A 22,289-nucleotide genomic window follows, 5' to 3' on the forward strand; every position below is an offset into this window, starting at 1 on the left:
CATCGCGCAGAACCAGCTATTAAAAGCAATAAATACTGGATTGCAAGTTTTGCAGAAATTTGGGATCAGTTTTCCCGAAAAGCTCAGTCAGTCAGATATTCAGCTTGAACTAGACACAATCATATCCCGCTTTGACAACAAACCGATCCAGGACTTGATCCAATTGCCAGAAATGGCTAAACCAGAAAAGCTAGCAGCAATGCAAATCCTCTCAAGAATAACGCTTGCTGCCCATCATGCGGCTCCTGATTTGGTGTCTCTACTTGTGTTTAAACAGGTCAACTTGTCAATCCAGTATGGCAATACGTTTGTGTCTCCCTTTGCATACGCCAACTTTGGGTTAAGTCTTTGTGGGATGGTCGGAAACATTGAGGCTGGCTATGAGTTTGGGCAGCTTGCATTAAGGCTGTTACCCCATCTGAAAATCCATTCACTTAAAGCTAGAACATTGTTCATGGTGACTAATTTCATCATCCATTGGAAAGAGCATATTAGGGAAACATCGAAGCCATTCCTGGAAGCTTATCAAAGTGGGCTGGAAAATGGAGATTTAGAGTTCGCTGCCTATTGCGCTTTCACTTACTGCCTCCAACTCTTTATCGTTGGCAAGGAACTTGTGGAGGTTGAACACGAGATGGCAACATACTGTGAAGCAATCCATCAAATTAAACAGACAACATCACTCACTTGGACTCAAATATTTCAGCAGTCTGTCTTAAATTTGATGGGATGCTCGGTCAATCCATCCCGTCTCGTTGGCGAATCCTACAACGAGGAAAATAGACTGCCACACCATGAAATAGATGCAGTCATACTCTTTCTGGTACATCTCAACAAACTTATTCTATGTTATCTCTTTTCTGAGTATGTTCAGGCATCTGAGAACGCAGCCATCGCGGAAAGTCATGTGATCCGCGTCATTGCAACACCCCTCATTCCTTTGCACTACTTCTATAGCTCTCTGGCAAGACTCGCAACATATTCCGGAAGCAGCGCTCAAGCGCAAGAGGAAATTCTCAAAAAGGTTGCTGTTAGCCAGAAGCAAATGAAGCAATGGGCAGCTTATGCGCCAATGAATTATTTACATAAATATTATTTAGTGGAAGCAGAGACTGCACGAGTTTTGGGTCAGTTACTTGAGGCAGAAGAGTTCTACGAACAAGCAATTCAAGGAGCTAGAGACAATGAGTATTTGCAAGAAGAAGCATTAGCTTATGAATTAGCTGCTAAACATTATCTGGCAAGAGGTAGAGAAAAAATCGCCCAAACTTACATGAAGGAAGCACATTACTGCTATGAGCGATGGGGAGCATCTGCGAAAGTCAAAGATTTAGAAACTCGCTATCCCCAGCTATTTCCTCAATCGTCGGGCATGGCTTACGTGCCAATCCACAAAACTTCTGGAATCACCTCTAATCACTCACCCATCGCTTTCGATTTAGCAGCAGTGATGAAAGCTTCCCTTGCGATTTCTAGTGAAATTGAATTGGATAAGTTACTCAGTTGCTTGATGAAGATATTAATCGAGAATGCTGGCGCACAAAGAGGATTTTTGATTTTGGAAAACTCAGGAGAATGGGTGATTGAAGCTTCTGGTGAACTCAATGAGGGTGAGAATGTTTATACTACACAAGTGCTGCAATCTATCCCAACTGCAAATAATCTACCTGAATCAATTATTAATTATGTTATTCATACTCATGAATGTGTCATTTTAAATGATGCTACTCGTGAAGGTAATTTTATTAATGAGCCATATATTCAACACAATCAAACTCAATCAATCTTATGTTTACCTATGCTCAATCAAGGTAAGCTAGTGGGCGTGTTGTATTTAGAAAATAAATTAGCGGCTGGGGCATTTACACCAGAGCGATTCTCCAAAGGAGACGCTACGCGATCGCAAGTCTTAAATCTGCTATCCACTCAGGCAGCCATTGCGATTAAAAATGCCAAACTCTATGCAAAGCTCCGTGCAAGCGAAAGTAAGATGGCTCAGTTTTTAGAAGCGATTCCAATAGGAATTGGAATCATGGATGGGGTAGGTCGTCCTTACTACTTCAATCAACGGGCAATTCAGCTATTGGGCAAAGGGATAGATCCTTCTGTAACAGTGGATCAGATATCAGAGGTTTATCAAATTTATTTAGCAGGAACGGATCAAAAGTATCCAACTGAGAAATTGCCAGTAATGCGGGCGTTGAGCGGTGAACATACTAGGATCGACGATTCAGAAATTCGCCGAAATAACGTAACAATTCCAGTTGAGGCATGGGGAACTCCAGTATTTGATGAGCAGGGCAACGTGGCTTATTCGATTACAGCCGTTCAAGACATCACGGAGCGCAAACAAGCAGAACATCTCTTAGCCAATTACAACCGCACTCTAGAGCAACAGGTAGCAGAACGAACTGCGGCTTTACAAAAAAGCGAAGCTGCACTGCGCGATGTCTACGACGAGCTTCGCTTACGCGAACAAGAATTACGACTAATCACCGACGCTCTACCAGTTCTTATCAGCTATGTAGATACAAATAGGCGCTATCAGTTTGTTAACCGCACTTATGAGGTTTGGTTTAACCTTAGTCGAGATGAGATTTTGGGCAAGTATGTTCATGAACTCCTGGGTGAGACGGTTTATCAACGGGTTGAGCCGTTTATCAATCAAGTGTTTGAAGGGCAAACTGTAACCCTGGAAGCAGAAATTCCCTTTTCACTGGGTAAAAGGTGCATCAGTGCTACCTTGATCCCCGATTGCGATTGCCCAAGGGGCAGTGCCAAAGGCGATCGCAATGCTCAAGTGAGAGGATTCTACAGTCTAATCACAGACATTAGCGAACAGCGAAACGCTGCGCTGCGTGAACAAAAACGCGCCGAGCAAGCCTCAATTCTGGAAGAACGCAACCGCATGGCGCGAGAAATTCACGATACCCTAGCCCAGTCCTTCACAGGCATTCTTGTTCAAGTAGGAGCTGCAACGCAAGTGCTAGCGGACGATATAGAAGCGACACAGGCACACCTGGAAATAATTGATGAACTAGCACGAACCGGACTTGCTGAGGCACGGCGATCGGTGTCAGCGCTTCGTCCTCAGCTATTGGAGGATGGGAATTTACATAGTGCCCTTCATCGCCTTGTGACTCAAATGAGAGCTGCTGCCGATACCGCTCTGATCTACGAAATCAAAGGCACAGCCTATTCTTTGCCAACCGAGGTTGAAAATCATTTATTACGAATTGGGCAGGAAGCATTAACCAATGCCATAAAATACGCTGATGCTGCCGAAATTCGTGTTGAGTTAGTATATGACAATGCCCAATGTATTCTACGCGTTAAAGACGATGGACGGGGCTTTGGGGTTGCTACGATCCCAGCTGTTGGCGGATTTGGATTGTTGGGAATGAGCGAGCGAGCAGAACATCTTGGAGCGCAACTGAGTATTCAGAGCCAACCTGGGCAAGGAACAGAAATTGTTGTCATTGTAAATCGAGAGTGAGAATATTATTAAAAATGCACTGGTTACAAGCGCAACCTATAGTAGCTCAATTTCTAATTATTCATAATTATGAGCCAATCAACGAATATTCGGGTTCTGATTGTTGACGAGCATTCCATTGTCAGGCAAGGATTGACAACTTTTAAAATTACTACGTAATCTAAAGTAAGTTAATTTTTGCAGGTCAATGCAACAAAGGTGCAGGTCGATGCAACTAATATATGATGCTGCGTTTTATTCAAGTAGGAGAGACGGCATAGCTGGGGGTAAATATATGCAGCTTCACAAAGAAATGATATGAGTAAGTTGTACTTTAGTTGAAATGTGGATTCCAACTAAAGTTGGAGTCAACCTTCCATTTTGAGATGGACTGATTTATCAATCACTCTATTGAGCAAAAGTTTCAACTTTTAGGGGACGACAAGTTAGAGTTAATTGCATATATTTAATTCAGACAAACATTGATTGCAACTTAGTTGCAATCAATGTTTGCTTTACACAAAGAAAGTAGAAAGAGGGTTGTCATGAGTTAACGTGCTAGGGACAATACCCTGCGGGAAGCCGCTCCGCGTCTACATGAATTGTCCCTACAAAGGGTTTCAGGTAATGCATATTTAATTTTCATCAGATGTCTATTACAAAACAACATCTTGGGAGTAGGACTTATGACTGCAACAAATAAACAGAATGACACTAAATCGTTCGTTTACTCAACCCGAATTGATATTCCCGTAGAAATCCGATCGCAAGTAAATACCTTACTCAATCAAAGCTTGGCAACTGCGATCGACTTGAAGACACAGATCAAATATGCTCACTGGAATGTCAAAGGTAAAGATTTTTACCAACTGCATCTACTGTTTGATGAAATTGCTTCCGAAGTTGAAGAATTTATTGATTTGATTGCCGAACGGATCGCAACATTGGGAGGAAAAGCACTGGGAACCGCCCGGATTACTGCCAAAGAATCGGAACTGCCTGAGTATCCCTTCGATGCTGTTGATGGCACAGATCATGTCATTGCACTTGGCGATCGCTTGGCAATTTACGCCAAATCCCTCCGTAAAAACATTGAAAAAACAAATAATTTGGGTGACATGGATACCAATGATCTCTTGATTGAGATTTCACGAGCGATAGACAAGCGGTTGTGGTTTTTAGAAGCCCATCTGCAAACCTCATTTCAGAACCAGGATCATTCAGACCAAACGTGAGGAGTGATTGATAAAAAATAACTTAATTTACACGCCGAAAATTATTAAATGTAGGGATTTTAATAGGTTTAGGTTTTACTACTGCCCTAGCGATCGCAAATACCACTGGATACTGGGTCGTCGTCCTGACGATCATCCCGGATTGTCCGACCTCAATCTTTGAGAAACTGGAGCAATGACAATATTACTCAGTTTTTATCCTGCAAGGAGTCCACTGCTATGAATGCAAACAACGGCATCATCAACCAGATCAGCCCGTATGCAGTGACTGAAACTATCGATCGCTTTACAGCCATCCTTCAAGCAAAAGGCATCACCGTTTTTGCCCGCATCGATCAACAGGCGGAAGCCGAAAAAGTCGGACTTAGCCTACCTCCGACGCAGTTGTTGCTGTTTGGTAGCCCGAAAGCCGGAACTCCGCTCATGGTGGCAGAACCAACGATCGCCCTGGATTTACCCCTGAAAGTACTAGCATGGGAAGCGACTGACGGCAAGGTGTGGGTAAGTTACAACGATCCCAATTACTTAAAACAGCGATTTTCTCTCTCCGATGAGTTGGTGAAGAACATCGCTATCATTGCACCTTTAATCGATCAAGCACTCCTTTAATTAACTTATTTGTTGACTCAATTTTAGATACTTGACTATTGACGCAATTTAAAGCCGGAGACACTTTAGAGTTGGTGAGTCGGGATGACAACAATATTACTGTTGCTAATATCACTCAGCTTTATACTCGTGAGCAGAACAATCCAGAGTTACTTCACCAAGCTGCTCAACTTGAAGCCTTACCCGAAAGTTGGCGCGACTACTTCCAGGAGCAAAGTCGTCGTCAGGATGTGAAATAGATGCTGTTGTTTCATGAAGCCGAAATTGGTGCAGAAAGCAATGCGACAGGCATCTTCGTTTCAGTAACCAGGCTGATAGCGTATCTGTTCATATTTGCATTCAGCAACACTGTTTAATTTGGTCAAAGTCTAAATAGCAAATTGTTAAAAAGACACCATGAAAACTCAAAATGTAACTATTTCAGCCTTGTCCGGGGGCAGTTTTAGCGCCTATCTAGCAGCACCCAATACTCAGCCTGATGCAGGCATTGTGCTGATTCAAGAAATTCTTGGGGTAAATACTAATATGCGTCAAATTGCCGATGATTATGCTAAGGCAGGCTATTTGGTGCTTGTGCCAGATTTGTATTGGCGACTTGAACCCGATGTGCAACTTGATGCTGACGATAAGGATCAGTGGGCTAAAGCCTTTGAGTTACTCCAAGCATTTGATGTAGATAGCGGCGTAGAAGACCTAAAGGCAAGTCTGTCTTTTCTGCGGCAATATCCCAGCAGCACAGGCAAGGTCGGCAGTGTAGGCTTTTGTTTGGGCGGCAAACTGGCATATTTCATGGCAACACGTACTGATGCAGATGCCAACGTTAGTTACTACGGTGTTGACATTGAAAAGAATTTAGCAGAGGCGACAAAAATTCAGAAACCGCTGATATTGCATATGGATGAAAATGACGAGTTTGTGTCATCAAGTGCTCAAGCGTCCATTCAGCAAGGACTGAAAGACAACCCCCTGGTAACAATCTATCGCTATGAAGGCGTGAGTCATGGGTTTAGTCGCGTGGGTAGTTCCGCTTATCGCAAAGAAGCCGCAGAATTAGCGCGCGATCGCACGTTGACGTTTTTGAAACAGCATTTAGGCAGTGGTGTCAAAGTCTGAAATAGGGCTACTGACCGATAATTCGCCCACCGCGATCGCAAGCTAATACAGAACTGCACTAACCCCGGATTTCTCACAAGTCAGAAAAAAACGCTTAGGTTAGCCAAATTTAAGATGGTTTAGAATTGTTGTGCAATATACATTTTGGCAGTTTTTGACCCCTATTTCTTCAGGCTTTGTGAGAAATCCGGGTGATAGCGATCGCTATTTTCCACTTACGATGATTCGGAAAATATCCTAACTTCCTAACATCTGCAAGTTATGTAAAGTAGCGTAAAGCCCTCCTTGGCGCAGCAGTTGATCATGACTCCCCTGTTCGGTTAATTCGCCACGCTTCAAAACAAAAATCCGGTCTACATTCCGAATCGTAGACAGGCGGTGAGCGATAATAATCGCGGTACGTCTGAGTAAAAGCTGGTTTAATGCCTCTTGAACTAAAGCTTCTGTGCCAACATCTAAACTAGCGGTAGCTTCATCTAGTACCAAAATTTGGGGATTACGAATGGCAGCCCGCGCAAAGGCTAAAAGTTGCTTTTGACCACTAGAAATATTTGTACCCCGTTCTCGAAGTTGAGTATCATAGCCTTGGGGTAGTTCTTTGATAAACTGGGCAATGTTGGTTTGCTCTGCTGCTTGTTGAATCTGTTCAATGGTATAGCCATCTCCTAAAGAAATGTTGCTTTTAACATCGCCAGCAAACAAAAAGCCTTCTTGGAAAATTACAGCCATGTAACGCCGTAGTTCTGCCTGTGCTACTTCCCGAATATCAACGCCATCTATGAGAATGCGTCCTTGGGTGGGTTCGTAGAGGCGGCACAAAAGACGGATGATCGAGGTTTTACCCGCACCTGTGGGGCCGACTAATGCAATTTTTTCACCAGGATGAATCGTGAAATCTAAGTCTTTAATTACGTAATCATCATTTTTGTAAGCAAACCAGACATGATCAAAGCGAATTTCTCCCAGTTCTGGCGGGGAAGTGACATCTGTGGATTCTAGATTTGCAACTATCTCGTCTATGTAGCCAAATTTAGCATCAAATATTGAGAAACCGACATTAGCCCGATCGCGGATTTCTATCGGTTCATCTAATATATTGCCTACGCGTTCAATGGCAGTAAAACCAGCTTGAATTACCGTAAATTTTTCCGCAAAAGCCCTTAAAGGGTCAAATAATCGCTGGGCATACAAGATAAATGCAGATAAATTACCGAAAGTCAAGTTTTTTCCCAACAGCAACGAACCACCCACCACCAAAACACCTGCGATCGCAATCAGTCCAATCCATTCTAAGGTTGCTGAAACAAATGAATCATAAAAGATGGTTTGATCCATTTGCTGAGTGTAGCGCTGGTTCGTGGCACGAAACAATTGGGCATTAAATTTTTCTCTACGGAACAACTGCACGATGTTAATACCAACTACATTCTCTTGTAGCTGTGAATTCAGAATCGAAAGTTCTTCCCGCCCTTTGTAATTGGCTTTGCGGTACTGTTGCTGAATGTAAACAATTACCCAGGTAATTGGGAACAACATCAATAGCAGCAAGCAAGCGAGTTGCCATTGAATCGAAAACATTAGACTCAAAATCACCAGCATCGAAAAAAAATCGGATACAATGCCAATTGCCCCAGTAGAAAAGACATCGCCTAACACTTCCACATCGCTGGTGATTCTGGTAATTAATTTACCTACGGGTGTGCGGTCAAAAAAGCTTACTGCTAGAGATGTCACATGCTGAAATAAGTCTTGGCGAATTGCTGCGGTGATTTGTTGCCCTAGCTTTTGGACTATATAACCTTGGAAAATTGTCAACATCAATTGGATTGCGATCGCAATTACCAATAATCCTTCCAGGATATTTATCCCTTGTGACAAGGGACGATTCCGGAGAAATTCGTAAGTGCTTGGTTCATTGCGAATCAGGGAGATAACTTGGCCAATCAACAACGGTTGTACCGCATTAGCTAGCGCCATCGGTACGAGTAGGCACAACGAGAGCGTTAACAGTCGTCTGTGACGGCGGGCGTAAGGCACTAAACGCAAAAACAACCGCCAGTCATTCTCAGGGCGACGCTCTTGCGTATCAGATTTTTTGAGAAATTGGTAGATGCTCATAATAAGAGCATTATATTGATCTTTGTAAAATAATACGCTTGTTTAAAGTAGCATTTGGACTGCAACTCTAATACCATGCCTGAGATAGAAACCGCAAGACTGCAACTAAGACCCTATAGTTCTCAAGACCTGGATGAACTTGGTTCCACTTTAAGCAACTCAGGAGTTATGAGCTATTCTTAATCATCCCCGTTACAAAACTTAATTACGTTAATGAGTCCGCGTTCGCGTGGTAACAGAGCCTTTTGTACTGAGTGCAGCGTCTGGTAGAGAGCGTCATTACGAATTACTCTACGAGACGCTCCGCGAACGTCACAAAGAGCGAGTCTGCGTACTCCTGCGGAGGACAAGCTACGCGCCGCGTCTGGTAGAGAGCGTCATTACAAATTATTTTAAAGCTTTTTCGATGGGAACGCCTGACATAAATTTTAATCAATATTCATCAAGTAATAATGATGAAATTAATTGTGGAATTGGGCGCTTTTAAGAAAATTTCGTAAGACACGGAATTCATTGACTTGCCCAAAAGCGCTATTTATAATTATAAGGGTTATAGTGAGGCGGTATCTCTTAACTTCCTTGGGCGATCGCGCCAAAAGCGTCATAAATAAACTAAATGTCAAAATCAGGATATTATCTTATGGAATCTTTCGGGATTTATACACTTGCAAATGATGTCGTTTATGATCAATTAGTGGCATTTTTGAATAGTATTGAGGTTAATATTAGCGCAGATATTCCTGTTTGTATTATTCCCTATGATCAGAGATTAGACTTAGTTAAAAAAGAAGTCAAGTCTAGAAAAAACGTCAGCATTTTTGAGAGTTGGGAGACAATACAGTTATGGGAAGACTTTGCTCACCAAGTTTGGGCAGTTCATCCAGGTGCTAGAACTTCCAAAATCTCACGTAATTGGTGGTCATCAGGTCACTTACAAAGAAAAATGTGTGTTTTTAACGGGCATTTTGATAGGTTTATATTTTGTGATGCTGACAGCCTTATCATGAAGCCAGTTGATGATATTTTTGAAAAATTGAACGTATACGATTTTGTATTTGATGACTGGATACACACTAAAGAACGCACAAAAGTACCATTAAATATTCCGCTTTTAGAAAAGTCTAAGATTGTTTACGAAAAAGACATCCGTCCTAGACTTCATTGCTCTGATTTTTTTGGTTCTAAATTAGGGCTATTTCCAGAAAAAGATTTAGATTTATATAAAAAATTATTAATTGAAGATAGAGAAGTTGAATGGCTAACTGCATGGTGGGATGATGCACATTTATTTAATTATTTGACATGGAAATCAAATCTTGCCTTATTTAATTTTACCCTCAGTCCTAATGGTCAAGACAGAACAGGTAACTGTGCTAACTCAGACCGTTTTGTAAATATTGATAATATCCTATACAACCAAGATGAATTAAAACCAATTCATCGCATTCATTACATGAACTATTCTTCTAGTGGTTTCGCCCATTTATGTCAAGGCGAAGATGTCAACATTTGTTACAGAGATGAGTTTTTATACTATCGTTTTCTTAAGGAACCGCAGAAAAGGCCGCAACAGCTAAAACAGCCTAGTATTGCGACCAAAAGTAATCGATTAATTCAAAAAGCAGTGAAGAAACTTCAAATAGCTCTTTCTTAAGTTTTGGACTTTGGACAAAAACTGAAGATTTCAAAAAATTCTGGTTAGTGCTAAACAAGTAATTGGGGAAGTAAAGCTAGATCGGATAGTCGCGATCGCTCATCCAGAAAACATCGCTTCAGTGCGGGTGATTCAAAAGGTAGGGATGAAGTACCAAAAAAATGCTAGCTATTACGGACATGATGTAGTATGCTTCGCTATCTCACACACAGAATGGCAGGCGGATAATTGCCTTTACCTTTTGCAATCTTAAAACTAAGTAGTCGGACATAATTATCGCACTCTATTGTATTTTTTGTTACCGTCAGCCAGATATTGCTCAACACGTTACGATCAATTAAGAAGTAATAATTTTTTACGGCATCGCCAGGAGTTTCTTAATGTTCATTGATGAATTGTCACCTCTATTCAGAGAATTTATCCAGCATCCAGTCTCATTTGTGGGTGGGTTATTCTCTGGTGTGCTTCGGCTCAATCTGGCAGACGATCCTGTTAAAGGCTGGCTAGATCAACAGATCCGCTCAAATAATTACACCAGCACCACAACAGACACACATAATGGCAAAGCCACTGGGCCTCAACAGATTTCGATTGACTAAATTTTGGGGCGATCGCAAATCCGGTTAATCATTTTGGTAAAATACCTACACTGTACCGTTTGCGGTAGGTTCCGCAGGAAAGGTCAGTGTAGGCTTACAATGATCACTTAAGGAAATATGGAATCCTTAACCTCTCGTATGCAGGGGGTACAATCGCCAATTATTCCTGTGGTTGGGGAACTGATTAAAAACTCTCCTGGAACAATCTCTTTAGGACAAGGTGTTGTTTCTTACAACCCACCACCATCAGCCAGAGAATTTTTAGCCAAATTCTTCGCGGAACCCGCTAATAACTTATACAAATCAGTTGAGGGAATTCCCCCGTTGCTGACAGCACTTGCAGAAAAATTGTCAGCCTTCAACGGCATTGAAATCAATCGGGAAAACTGCATCGTTGTGACAGCAGGGAGCAATATGGGATTTATGAATGCCATTCTGGCGATCACTAACCCAGGCGATGAAATTATTCTGAATACGCCGTACTATTTCAACCACGAAATGGCGATCGCAATGGCTGGTTGTCGTGCGGTGTTAGTGGCGACGGATGAAAATTACCAACTGCGCCCAGAAGCGATCGCTCAAGCAATTACACCCAAAACACGCGCTGTAGTCACAATTTCACCAAATAATCCGACTGGAGTTGTCTATTCAGAAGCAGCATTGCGCCAAGTAAATCAAATTTGTGGCATTCAGCGAAGCTGTGGCGAAAGCGATCGCAGCATTTACCATATCAGTGATGAAGCTTATGAATACTTTACCTATAACGGGGTAAAACACATTTCCCCTGGTGCATTTGGGAATAGTAGCGAGTACACTATTTCTCTCTTTAGCCTTTCCAAAGCATACGGTTTTGCCAGTTGGCGCATTGGTTACATGGTGATTCCCCAACACTTACTTGTCGCCGTCAAAAAAGTGCAGGATACGATTTTGATTTGTCCGCCAGTCATTTCTCAATATGCAGCTTTAGGGGCATTGCAGGCAAAAGAGGAGTATTTGAAGAGTAATATAGGAGCAATCGCTCAAGTTCGGCAAGTAGTACTCGACTCCCTTAACCGCCTACAAGGTTTATTTAGCATTACACCCGCCAATGGCGCTTTCTATTTTTTTCTCAAAGTTAATACCCAGATGGATGCTTTTGAGTTAGTTAAAAGACTAATCCAGGAACATAAAGTAGCAGTCATTCCAGGTACAACCTTTGGCATGGATGATGGATGTTACCTACGCGTTGCCTATGGTGCGCTGCAAAAAGAGATGGCAAAAGAAGGTATAGAAAGATTAGTGCAAGGTTTACAAAATATAGTTAGGAGTTAGGAGTACAGACGCGATTAATCGCGTCTGTACTTTGGAGAGACGCGATTAATCGCGTCTGTTGATATTTAATTTATCAGGGCGTTAGACTGTGGTGGCGTACCTCCTTTGCAATCCCAAATAGAAAATTCAACAGATGCCAATTATTAATAAGTTAATTGAAATTGAAACTGAGCCAAAAATTAATATTCATAATATCACACCACAAATAAAAGATTTTCTTGCTTCAACATCAATTAAAAATGGACAAGTTTTAATATTTTCTCGACACACAACAACAGCTTTAGCTATTAACGAAAATGAAGTCAGATTGTTAGAAGATATAAAAGTATTCTTGCAAAAATTAGCACCTGAATCAGGCTGTTATTTGCATAATGACTTGCATTTAAGAGATGTCCCGGAAAATGAACCGATTAATGCTCACTCTCACTTAATGGCAATGATGTTGACCACTAGTGAGATAATTCCCATTGTGGATGGGAAATTAGCTTTGGGAACTTGGCAATCTGTGTTGTTTTTTGAGTTGGATGGCCCGCGCAAAAGAACGGTATTCGTCCAAATTTCTGGCGAATAATCTAACTTAAAATCTACAATCCTCCCAGAGCAACCTAAATCTGAGATAATTATGAACACGACCAACAAGTGCATCAGTTGAATTTACCTACAGCAATTACAAACCTGAAAGAATGTTTTCAACTTTTCTTTTCCCAAACCAGGACTTTCGTTGTGTCAAAGGCAGACGCAATTAGTGATGAAAAATAACGATAACTTTCTATTACGTAATACTTGGTACTATGCTCTGCCTAGTAATCAGATCAAGCCAGGTATGATGATCAGCCGCATTTTCTTGGGAGAACCGGTGCTGTTAATTCGTGACCAGGATGGCAAAGTGTCTGCGATGACAGACATTTGTCCTCATCGTGCTGTGCCTTTGAGTTGTGGTAGATTCAATGGGCAGGAAGTGGAATGCTGTTACCACGGTTGGCGCTTTAATTCGGCTGGACGCTGCACTGCGATTCCATCTCTTGTAGAGGAACAGCAGATAGATTTGAGTCGCTTTGATGTACAGTCATACACAGTTCGGGAAGCCCAAGGGAATATTTGGATATATATGGCTGATGCCGATAACCCTCAACCTGCTTCTGAGATGGAGATTGCGGTAATTCCAGGGTTTGATGAGTGTTCACCCCAGTTTGTAGAGGTGATGAGATTTCCCTGTTTTATAGATCATGCAGTAGTAGGTCTGATGGACCCTGCCCATTCACCCTATGTTCATCAAGCTTGGTGGTGGCGAAATGAGCAACTGCACGAAGAAGTGAAGCAATTCGACGCTTCGCCCTACGGTTTCACGATGCGACGACACCGATTGCCAGCGAATGGGGGTCGATTATACTGGCTGATTGGCGGTGGTGTACCGGAAACGGAGATTTCTTTTCGTTTACCTGGAGTCAGAATAGAAGAAACCACTATTGGCAACCATCGAGTCGTTAATTTAACGGCAGTTACACCCATTTCAGACACAGAAACTGAAGTAACTTTTGCTCTTTACTGGACACTTCCTTGGGTAGGATTTTTCAAGCCACTGCTACATGTTTTGGCGCGGACTTTCATTGGTCAAGACCGGACGGTTGTGGAAAAGCAGCAGATTGGACTTAAATATGATCCTGTGCTGCGACTGATTAAGGATTCAGATATGCAAGCGCAGTGGTACTACCAGTTAAAGCGGGAATATGCTCGGTCTGTCGCCCAAGGACGAGAATTTGTGAATCCTGTCAAGGGTCAAATACTCCGTTGGCGTGCTTAATTACTTCAAAGTAAATTCTGCAAATTCTGTTTGCCCGAATAACATATTTCGGTCTACGGCTGACAAGATTTTATTATTGGCGAGTTGGCTATTTAAACAACGACCAACTAACTGCGCGACATCTGCACGATTGATGCTACCAATAATGTGCGGATCTTCAGTCAAAACGCCATTACCCGTTGCTGGTTCTGACTTTAGTCCACCTGGACGGATGATTGTATAGGTGAGTCCACTGGCAATTAAGTGTTGTTCAGCTTTGTCTTTCTCAGCTAAAACTTTTCCCAGTACCGCTAAAACTTGGGGTGACGCAGCAACAACACTATTGCCAGCACCTATGGAAGAAACAAGAATAAACTTTTGCACCCCAGCTTTAACTGCTGCATCAATCAGATTTTTATTACCAGGGTAATCCGGCCTTTCTACATCTGTTGGCAAACCGCCAATTGTGCTGATAACAGTGTGAATAGGTTCAGCTGTCAGCATTGCGCGTTCTACATCCTCAACATTCAAGGCATCTCCCAGAACTACCTCAATACCAATTCTTTCTAGTTCAGCAGCAACTGCTACTGTTCGCAGGAGTGCTTTGACCTTTAGCTGTTGCGCTCTCAGATATTGAGCAATTTCTCGACCAACACCGCGACTTGCTCCAGCCAGAAAAATATCAGATGCACTTGTCATATTGATTTTGGATTACCTAATAAGCTTAACTACTTACGCTCAAAGGATTTTATCAGAGAATTGACAGTAGTTAATAATTGCTCAAGCTCCTGGGATGCTTCTGCTTGGTTGCGATCGCACTCCCTTTAGATGATACAGCTGCTCATTCCCTAGTTTTGAGTCGAGATGGGGAAACTCTGGTGACAGGTAGCTATCGCAAAATCAAAGTTTGGCGCACATCACTTTTGACGGGGGTCAAAAGTTTAAAGGACACACAACCACTGCACACCCTGATGGGTCATTCTCACATCGTCCGTTCCTTAGCAATCAGTGCAGATGGTAAACTGCTGGTGAGTGGTAGCTGGGATCAAACGATTAAAATTTGGCAATTGGAGACTGGGGAATTACTTCATACTCTTAAAGGACATAAAGATAGAGTATATGCGATCGCTTTAAGTCCCGATGGTCAAATTATCGCTAGCGCTAGTGCTGATAAAACTATCAAATTGTGGCATCTACAAACCGGGGAGTTACTGGGTACGTTTACAGGTCATACTCATATAGTCACAGCATTAGCTTTCACAACTTCCGGTGAGATGTTGGTTAGCGGGAGTTTGGATAAGACAATTAAAATTTGGCAACGAAGTTAAAGGTTACACGGTTTAAGAGGATGTTTGAAAAGTCCTCTTGTCGGTATCAAAAGTTTTAGATCCCTCTAAAATGTATCAATCTTAAAGTGAGACGGTATTACCTTAAGAGTAGCAACTTCCGCCTTAACAGTAGCAGCTTCCGCCTTGACGTTTCCGTGTTTCGCGCAGGCTGTAACAGCTTCCGCTTTGACGTTTCCGTGTTTCGCGCAGGCTGTAGCAGCTTCCGCTTTGACGTTTCCGTGTTTCGCGCAGGCTGTAGCAGCTTCCGCCTTGACGTTTCCGTGTTTCGCGCAGGCTGTAGCAGCTTCCGCCTTGACGTTTCCGTGTTTCGCGCAGGCTGTAGCAGCTTCCGCCTTGACGTTTCCGTGTTTCGCGCAGTCTGTAGCAGCTTCCGCCTTGACGTTATCAGAAACAGACTCGTTTTACAGCATTTTCCCTTAAACAGAATACGCTTTTGAGGCAAAGCAGTGCTGTGGCTCAACAATAAATATGGTTTTAATTGACAAAAAATGTTGTATAGTACTTAAAATTTTAGTATTTTTCAGAAAAATCAATAATTTCACCTATGACAACTTCTTCAACAATTGTCCACTATAGAGTTATTAGAAACTTAGAAAACGAGTATTAATTATGGCAATACAAAAATGTTTGTAAGTTAATGATCGCACTCTCTGCAAAAATCTTTGTAACTTAGCGATCAACTAAAATCAAATTAAAGCTATTGTCGAAGCGGTAGAAAAAAGGCAGCTATGACAGTAACTACCTATAAATGGACAATTGAACGCTATCACCGAGCAATAGAAGCAGGGATTTTTGATGACCAACCCATTGAACTATTGCGCGGCGACCTTATAGTTATGCCCCCAGAAGGAGAACCCCATGCCTACTACAATACCGAAGCAGCTGATTATCTCCGCACACTGCTAGGTGAACGGGCAAAAATCCGCGACGCTAAACCCATCACTCTACCCAACAACTCAGAACCCGTCCCCGATGTTGCTATTGTCAAACCTTTAGGCGAGGTCTACTTAGAACACCACCCTTACCCTGAAGACATCTTCTGGATTATCGAAATTTCTAAGTCCACCTTGAGCAAAGACTTAGGTGATAAAAAGGACATCTATGCAGAAGCAGGCATTGCTGAATATTGGGTTGTCAATCTCAAAAATACTCAGTTGCTAGTATTTCGAGACTTAAAAGATGGGCAATACACAACTGAATTGACATTAACCACAGGTACTATTGTCCCCCTAGCCTTTGGTAATGTATCTGTCCAAGTTAATCGCCTCGTGGGTTTCGCAAAAATATAATTTATCGCACCTGTCAGAAACGAAAGATGCGAGGCGATCGCACATTCGCCCATAATTAAACCATCCCCTCTATGCTATTTACTTATGGCAATCGCCAGTCAACCCCAACTAACTTTAGACGACTTCCTCAAACTGCCAGAAACTGAACCAGCATCAGATTTTATTAACAGGGAAATCATTCAAAAACCAATGCCTCAAGGTGAACATAGCTTGCTCCAAGCTACTCTTTGCGAAACAATTAACGGTATAGCTAGAAGCAAAAAATTTGCTGTAGCTTTCCCAGAACTGCGTTGTACCTTTGGCGGCGCTTCTATCGTCCCGGATGTGTCTGTGTTTCGTTGGGATAGAATTCCTAAAACTCCATCTGGCAGAATTGCTAACCGCTTTGATATTCATCCCGACTGGGCAATTGAGATTCTTTCCCCAGACCAAAGCTTAAAAAAAGTGTTGAGTAAATTATTGCATTGTTCACGCAATGGTACTGAATTAGGCTGGTTAATTAACCCTGAAGACGAAAGTGTGCTAGGGATTTTTCCTGGACAGCGAGTGGAATTATACGAAGGTGCTGATAAATTACCCATCCTGGAGGGTATCGAGTTGGAACTGACTGTAGAACAAGTTTTTGCCTGGTTGAGTTTGACGTAAATAAAGCGTTCGCATTTCCTAGAGAAAGTTGGAAAGGATTGTATCTGTAGGTTTATTGTAGAAACTGGGCGGTACAGCGCAATAATCGTGTGTACCAGAAAAATTTGTATGCCGTACTTTTATGGAAAATCAACTAGGATTAGTTCTGAAACTGCTTTTACTCTCAGCTTTGTTATCTGTATTAATTAAGTATGCAGCGCCAAGTCTATCAATTCCGGCGACAGCAAACAACGCGCTGATTATAATATTGTTGCCGATTGTGATTATAGCGATCGCGCTACTCTGGCGATTCCAAGCACAGAAGCAAAATTAACTCAAACTATTTACGCACAACTTACTAAAATCGGCTAACCTAGCTGAATTACCAAAAAATTGCATCTTGCCAACCGTTGGGAGTCAGCCTGTGAAACTCGGTCAATGGATCGGCTTAATCGCCATCCTTCTTTCTTTATACATCCTGTGGCAAATTCGGGAAGTGCTTTTGCTGATGTTTGCCGCAGTTGTGTTAGCCACCACCTTAAACCGGCTAGCGAAACGCTTCCAACGCTTTGGGATGAAGCGTGGATTCGCCGTCATCCTGTCAGTAGCTATCTTTCTGGCAGGTATCGCGGGTTTTTTCTGGCTAATTGTGCCACCATTTGCACAGCAGTTTCAAGAACTAACCAATCAGGTTCCTAAAGGGTTTGAGCGCTTTAATGGTTGGCTTGATGCCCTGAGAACTCGTATTCCTAACCAGTTAGTTCCCTACATTCCAGATATCAATAGCCTCATCCAACAAGTACAGCCCTTCGTCAATCGGCTACTCGGAAACTCCTTCGCCTTTGTATCTGGTTCTTTGGAAGTCGTCCTGAAGATTTTGCTAGTGTTGGTTTTAACCGGAATGCTATTAGCCGACCCTGTGGCTTACCGCAAAGTATTTGTGCGGCTTTTCCCCTCATTTTATCGGCGGCGGGTAGATGGGATTCTAGATAAATGTGAAGTCTCTTTGGAAGGATGGATTACAGGCGCTTTCATTGCCATCTGTGTAGTGGGGCTGATGAGTCTGATTGGCTTATCAATTTTGCATGTCAAGGCAGCACTAGCTTTAGCGGTTTTAGCGGGATTTTTCAACTTGATTCCCAATCTTGGCCCAACGATGAGTGTCATACCAGCAATGGCGATCGCCTTCTTGGATGAACCTTGGAAAGCGATCGCTGTCTTGATTCTCTACTTTTTTATTCAACAGGCTGAAAGTAATTTCATCACGCCCGTTGTCATGGCGCGTCAAGTCTCATTGCTACCCGCTATAACCTTAATTGCCCAGCTATTTTTCGTTACTTTCTTTGGCTTCTTAGGATTATTTCTGGCGCTACCCCTGACTGTTGTCGCTAAGATTTGGTTGCAAGAAGTGTTAATTAAAGATGTCTTAGATCAATGGGGAAATAATCATCCACAAGAGACTGAGTTTGTGATAGTTTCTGAATCTCCTGAAGCAGATGATAATTGGAAAGCAGAAACTTCTGATATTAATCAGCAGCGACCGATTGATGATATCTTGCCAAAAGAAGATTAGATAACCGCCCATTCAAGTATTTCTGAATTAGAACAGCTTTACCGCCAAGCAAGAACAGCAAGATTTGATTCGAGGCTTAACAGGTTTTCATTGGTGGACTAAAATAGGTGCTTAATCGGAACTAAATCTATCGAACTCACGTTAAGCAACGTGGATTAAATAAAATGCAAAACCTCACCCTGTATCTAGCTTCCCTCTCCAATATATCGGAGAGGGATTGAGGGTGAAGTAAGCCAGGGAGATAAATTGTATCTTATTTAATTCTTATTCCTAAGCTACGACGCTAGGAGAAAAAACGAAGTCATTTGCACTCAGGCTAGTTGAGGTAATTCCTAGCAATGCAGCCAACTCTCTATTTCCAATTTTCACGATAGTATCACTACCCTGTTGCAATAGCGTTAGGTTACTAAACTGAGTGACGCCAATCCCGCCCAGCCCGATTTTATCAATCCCGATCGCAAAATCAGTAATAATGTTCTTGCTAGCTGGCAAACTGGCGTTAGCAATCCAGAATTGGTCAGCACCTGCACCACCACTCAGGCGATTACCGCCCTGTTCACTAGCAAATAGCAGATCATCACCATCGCCACCGAATAGCGAATCATTGGCATTCGAGAAGAGATTGTCATCTCCAGAACCACCGTAGAGACGGTTATTGCTACCGCCATTAGTGAGGGTATCATTGCCTGAACCACCGAATAATGATTGACGAGAACCTTCAATTACTGTGAGAGTATCATTACCTGCCGCCCCAAACAAATTATTGCTACCACTCGCTTCCACCACGGTAATAACATCATTACCATTGCCACCATCAGCAGTGGTATTTTGAGCCGGGCCGTTTTGACCAATAAATATCTGATCGTTACCGTCATTCCCGGATACTGAAGAGTCACTGCCTGCAAGCACTGTGTCATCACCGTTTCCAGCCAGGATTCTGTTACCTCTAGTAGCCTCTATAAAATCTGCTCCGTCACCAGCAGAAAAGAATTTTCCTGGCTGAAGATTCACAGTATTGCTGTTGCTAGAACCAAAACCGGTTAGGTTAATCCGAGGAACAGGATTGCGAGGATCGTAACCACTGGGGTCGATATGTAGAGAATTGGGCAAGGCATTGGCTATATTCTCCCAAGGCACTAACTTAAAGTTAGAGTTGACATTTTCGCCATCTATTGTTTTAGCAGGTTGATTGTCACCATCTTGGGTGACAAATAAACCAAATGGGAAGTTAGGCCCCAGTGGCACGTTAATTACATCTGCACCGTCTGACTCTTGTACACTGTCAATTGACCCATTGTTGCCAATAGCGAAGTTACCCACATATTCGTTGTTACCTTCACGAGTGTAGGCAACAAAGGTGCTATCACCTTGGCTGGATGCTAGCAGGTAGCCTGTGCCGTTTTTGCCGTAATAAATAGTCAATCCTTCTGCGTCATCGGTGAGGTGAGAACCACCTTCAAAACGGACGCGATCAATCAGCTTACCTGTTGTACCACCGTCCGGTTCTGCCTGGAATTTCCAGATGCCGACATCTTCTTGGGCTATGTAGAGAAAGCCGGTTTCTTGGTCAACTACCATACCCTCTGTTTGGGGAGAACGCCCTTCGGTTGTGGGTGAGGGGATGGTAAATTCCCGTACCAGTTCAGTCCCAATTTTGCCATTACCTTTGTCAACCAGTTTGAATTGAGCTATATCTCCAGTTTCTCGGCGACTGGTAAATACATAGTAATCATTGGTTACGGGGCTACGGTAGAGGGTAACTCCGTAAGAACTGCGAGTTGATGTGGAATAGGGAGGTTGAAAAGGTGATGCTTGGAAGATAGTACCAATATTGCTATCGGTGATATTTTCCAGGTATTGACCGGGGGTGATGGGGTTGGGGTTAATTTTGAAGATTGCTAGTTTATCATTGCCGCGATCGCTAGCTACGGCAATATCTATTGATTGATTGCCTAATTTAAAACCGTATTGCAGGTCAATATTGTTGTAGCGAATCCCACCAGGATTAACTGTCTGCAACAAATTACCAGACAGGTCATAAACCCGCAGTCCAGCATTTTTAACTGAGGTCAATACTAGACTATCGGCAGCATTTGTGGCATTAACATAGATAGCAGGATCATCAGCATCTGCACGTTGAGATGTGGGAAGTGCCGGATCATCAAATAAATCGGGACGGGTTTCTACTGTGGGTGCAGCAGTGGGAACCAAATCTGCACCCAAAGTCAGAATTTGGGTATATTGGGTACTACCAAAGTTGTTGTCACTCACCAGCACAATCGATTGACGACCATCTGCTAGTTTGGGGCCGAAGGTAATACCCTCAATGTTATCGACTCCAGTGGGGTGATTGGCATCAGTAGGCAGATTTAGGTCATTTAAATTCAACAGCAGACGCTTTTGAGCAGGTTTGATTGCTGCTAGTTGTTTAGCACTTAAACTGCTGAGTGAGTTTATGGTGCTAATGTCTGTTGCACCTTGTAGAGAAACTTCGTAGATTTTGATGGTGTTACCTACACCCGCAGAAAAAGAGCGTTCTAACGCTAGGAAGGTTCCCCGGTTATCGATCGCCAGTAAATCTGCCAAACCATTGTTACTTGAGCCTGTCTTAGAGTTGGGCGCTTGAGCAATCGCATCAGTAATATAGAGATATTCCTTTTCTGGCTTTCCTGTAACCAGATTGTATTGCAGAATCCGGGAACGGCTACCACTGGTGAGTGAAGCGATTAATCCATCTTGGGATAGCGCGTTTTCAGTAGCGGTGAATAGGGTTTTTTGGTCAGGTGTAATCGTGAGGCTTTCAAATGCTAAGTTATTATAAACGCCTGATGTCTGTGTATCACCGGCATCGATAACACCATTGCCGTTGGTATCCTGTACCACTGGTAAAAACTTTTTGGGGACAAGTAATGATCGCACTTCTTGCCCTGTTTTCAAGGAAAATTCTTTTATAAAGGGATTGGTAACGCGACCTGCACCCGGATTAACTTCACCCTCTGAAGAGATGAAGACAGTACCATTCTTAGTTAAAGCAATGCCTTCTGGGTCGAGGCTATTGAGTGCAAAGAAGTTACCCTTGGTATCTTTCAAGGGTGTGACATTGGTAAAAGTCACTCCCGTATCGGCAGTGAAGGTATAAAAGCGGGCAGGGGCAACTTGGGAGCGATCGTCTGAAATCGCATAGTAGCGGTTATTGGTAGCATCATATGTGACACCAGAAAGTCCACCTAATGGAGTCTGTACCCCATTCACTGTTCCCGCCGCGCCAGAGGGAATAAAGTCAGTAACGAAGGTAGTTTGTGCCTGGAATCTCACATTAGGAATAGTTTTACCTGCCTCAGCACTGTGATTTAAAGAAGCATTGAATTGGCAAAAGCGCATTGTATTAGTAGTTACCATAAGTTAGTTATGCGGTAGATTTAGAGTGGGTAAAGATCAGACGACTTAGCTGTAACTCCCATTTTTGTCGGTATCGATAATTAGTCCATAAACGATTTAGTACTGCTGAGAAACGAACAGTATCAGAAGTCTGAGGGCTATTCAAAATCGGAGGCGGGAAA

18 protein-coding genes and 1 pseudogene are annotated in these 22,289 nt (G+C 42.7%); 16 read left to right on the plus strand and 3 right to left on the minus strand.

Going from position 1 to position 22,289, the window contains the following annotated elements; genetic code table 11:
* The 5 genes from HWQ38_RS26105 to HWQ38_RS26125 form a co-directional block, all read left to right on the plus strand.
* On the plus strand, window positions 1-3,496 hold a 3,496-nt coding region (locus tag HWQ38_RS26105), incomplete at its 5' end, for a PAS domain-containing protein (RefSeq protein ID WP_292799379.1).
* Window positions 3,497-4,161: 665 nt separating this feature from the next.
* Window positions 4,162-4,710: a DNA starvation/stationary phase protection protein Dps gene (dps, locus tag HWQ38_RS26110; RefSeq protein WP_292799382.1), complete on the plus strand. Its 549-nt coding sequence runs from the start codon at window positions 4,162-4,164 to the stop codon at window positions 4,708-4,710.
* Between the two features lie 264 nt (window positions 4,711-4,974).
* A complete protein-coding gene (locus HWQ38_RS26115) occupies window positions 4,975-5,319 on the plus strand; it encodes a DUF302 domain-containing protein (protein ID WP_292799385.1) in 345 nt (114 codons plus the stop codon).
* A gap of 38 nt (window positions 5,320-5,357) precedes the next feature.
* Entirely contained in the window at window positions 5,358-5,558 is a 201-nt protein-coding gene (locus HWQ38_RS26120; RefSeq protein WP_292799388.1) for a 3-alpha domain-containing protein, read from the plus strand.
* A 157-nt stretch (window positions 5,559-5,715) separates the two neighbouring features.
* A complete protein-coding gene (locus HWQ38_RS26125; protein WP_292799391.1) occupies window positions 5,716-6,432 on the plus strand; it encodes a dienelactone hydrolase family protein in 717 nt (238 codons plus the stop codon).
* Between the two features lie 237 nt (window positions 6,433-6,669).
* On the opposite strand, the gene HWQ38_RS26130 is transcribed toward HWQ38_RS26125, so the two are convergent.
* On the minus strand, window positions 6,670-8,550 hold the full coding sequence (locus HWQ38_RS26130; RefSeq protein WP_292799394.1) for an ABC transporter ATP-binding protein: 1,881 nt from the start codon (window positions 8,548-8,550) through the stop codon (window positions 6,670-6,672).
* Window positions 8,551-8,779: 229 nt separating this feature from the next.
* Between HWQ38_RS26130 and HWQ38_RS26135 the strand changes: the two genes are divergently transcribed.
* The 6 genes from HWQ38_RS26135 to HWQ38_RS26160 all read left to right on the plus strand — a co-directional run bounded on the left by HWQ38_RS26135 (window position 8,780) and on the right by HWQ38_RS26160 (window position 13,915).
* On the plus strand, window positions 8,780-9,037 hold the full coding sequence (locus HWQ38_RS26135) for a hypothetical protein (RefSeq protein WP_292799397.1): 258 nt from the start codon (window positions 8,780-8,782) through the stop codon (window positions 9,035-9,037).
* Window positions 9,038-9,190: 153 nt separating this feature from the next.
* Entirely contained in the window at window positions 9,191-10,204 is a 1,014-nt protein-coding gene (locus HWQ38_RS26140) for an Npun_R2821/Npun_R2822 family protein (RefSeq protein ID WP_292799400.1), read from the plus strand.
* 380 nt (window positions 10,205-10,584) lie between these two features.
* Window positions 10,585-10,803: a hypothetical protein gene (locus tag HWQ38_RS26145; RefSeq protein WP_292799402.1), complete on the plus strand. Its 219-nt coding sequence runs from the start codon at window positions 10,585-10,587 to the stop codon at window positions 10,801-10,803.
* Between the two features lie 117 nt (window positions 10,804-10,920).
* Complete coding sequence (locus HWQ38_RS26150) at window positions 10,921-12,114, plus strand: pyridoxal phosphate-dependent aminotransferase (protein ID WP_292799405.1); 1,194 nt, start codon at window positions 10,921-10,923, stop codon at window positions 12,112-12,114.
* A 133-nt stretch (window positions 12,115-12,247) separates the two neighbouring features.
* Window positions 12,248-12,685, plus strand: a complete 438-nt coding sequence (locus tag HWQ38_RS26155) for a secondary thiamine-phosphate synthase enzyme YjbQ (RefSeq protein ID WP_292799407.1) — start codon at window positions 12,248-12,250, stop codon at window positions 12,683-12,685.
* A 177-nt stretch (window positions 12,686-12,862) separates the two neighbouring features.
* Window positions 12,863-13,915 (plus strand): aromatic ring-hydroxylating dioxygenase subunit alpha, encoded by a 1,053-nt coding sequence (locus HWQ38_RS26160; protein WP_292799409.1) that lies wholly within the window; start codon window positions 12,863-12,865, stop codon window positions 13,913-13,915.
* Here HWQ38_RS26160 and HWQ38_RS26165 read toward each other — a convergent pair whose 3' ends face one another.
* Window positions 13,916-14,593 carry an SDR family oxidoreductase gene (locus HWQ38_RS26165; RefSeq protein ID WP_292799412.1) on the minus strand — a complete coding sequence of 226 codons (678 nt, stop codon included), beginning with the start codon at window positions 14,591-14,593 and terminating at the stop codon, window positions 13,916-13,918.
* A gap of 107 nt (window positions 14,594-14,700) precedes the next feature.
* Here HWQ38_RS26165 and HWQ38_RS26170 point away from each other — a divergent pair.
* The 5 genes and pseudogenes from HWQ38_RS26170 to HWQ38_RS26190 form a co-directional block, all read left to right on the plus strand.
* Window positions 14,701-15,222 (plus strand): annotated as a pseudogene (locus HWQ38_RS26170) (WD40 repeat domain-containing protein); the annotation flags it as partial.
* A gap of 749 nt (window positions 15,223-15,971) precedes the next feature.
* A complete protein-coding gene (locus HWQ38_RS26175; protein WP_292799415.1) occupies window positions 15,972-16,532 on the plus strand; it encodes a Uma2 family endonuclease in 561 nt (186 codons plus the stop codon).
* An 84-nt stretch (window positions 16,533-16,616) separates the two neighbouring features.
* On the plus strand, window positions 16,617-17,177 hold the full coding sequence (locus HWQ38_RS26180; protein ID WP_292799418.1) for a Uma2 family endonuclease: 561 nt from the start codon (window positions 16,617-16,619) through the stop codon (window positions 17,175-17,177).
* A 121-nt stretch (window positions 17,178-17,298) separates the two neighbouring features.
* A complete protein-coding gene (locus HWQ38_RS26185; protein ID WP_292799421.1) occupies window positions 17,299-17,490 on the plus strand; it encodes a hypothetical protein in 192 nt (63 codons plus the stop codon).
* A 90-nt stretch (window positions 17,491-17,580) separates the two neighbouring features.
* The gene (locus HWQ38_RS26190) at window positions 17,581-18,729 is read left to right on the plus strand and encodes an AI-2E family transporter (protein WP_292799512.1); all 1,149 of its coding nucleotides are present in this window, start codon (window positions 17,581-17,583) and stop codon (window positions 18,727-18,729) included.
* 270 nt (window positions 18,730-18,999) lie between these two features.
* Here the strand turns inward: HWQ38_RS26190 and HWQ38_RS26195 are convergent, their stop codons facing one another.
* Entirely contained in the window at window positions 19,000-22,044 is a 3,045-nt protein-coding gene (locus tag HWQ38_RS26195; RefSeq protein WP_292799515.1) for a phytase, read from the minus strand.
* Between the last annotated feature and the right edge of the window lie 245 nt (window positions 22,045-22,289).

The organism is Nostoc sp. NMS7 (assembly GCF_017115085.1).
GTDB lineage: Bacteria > Cyanobacteriota > Cyanobacteriia > Cyanobacteriales > Nostocaceae > Nostoc.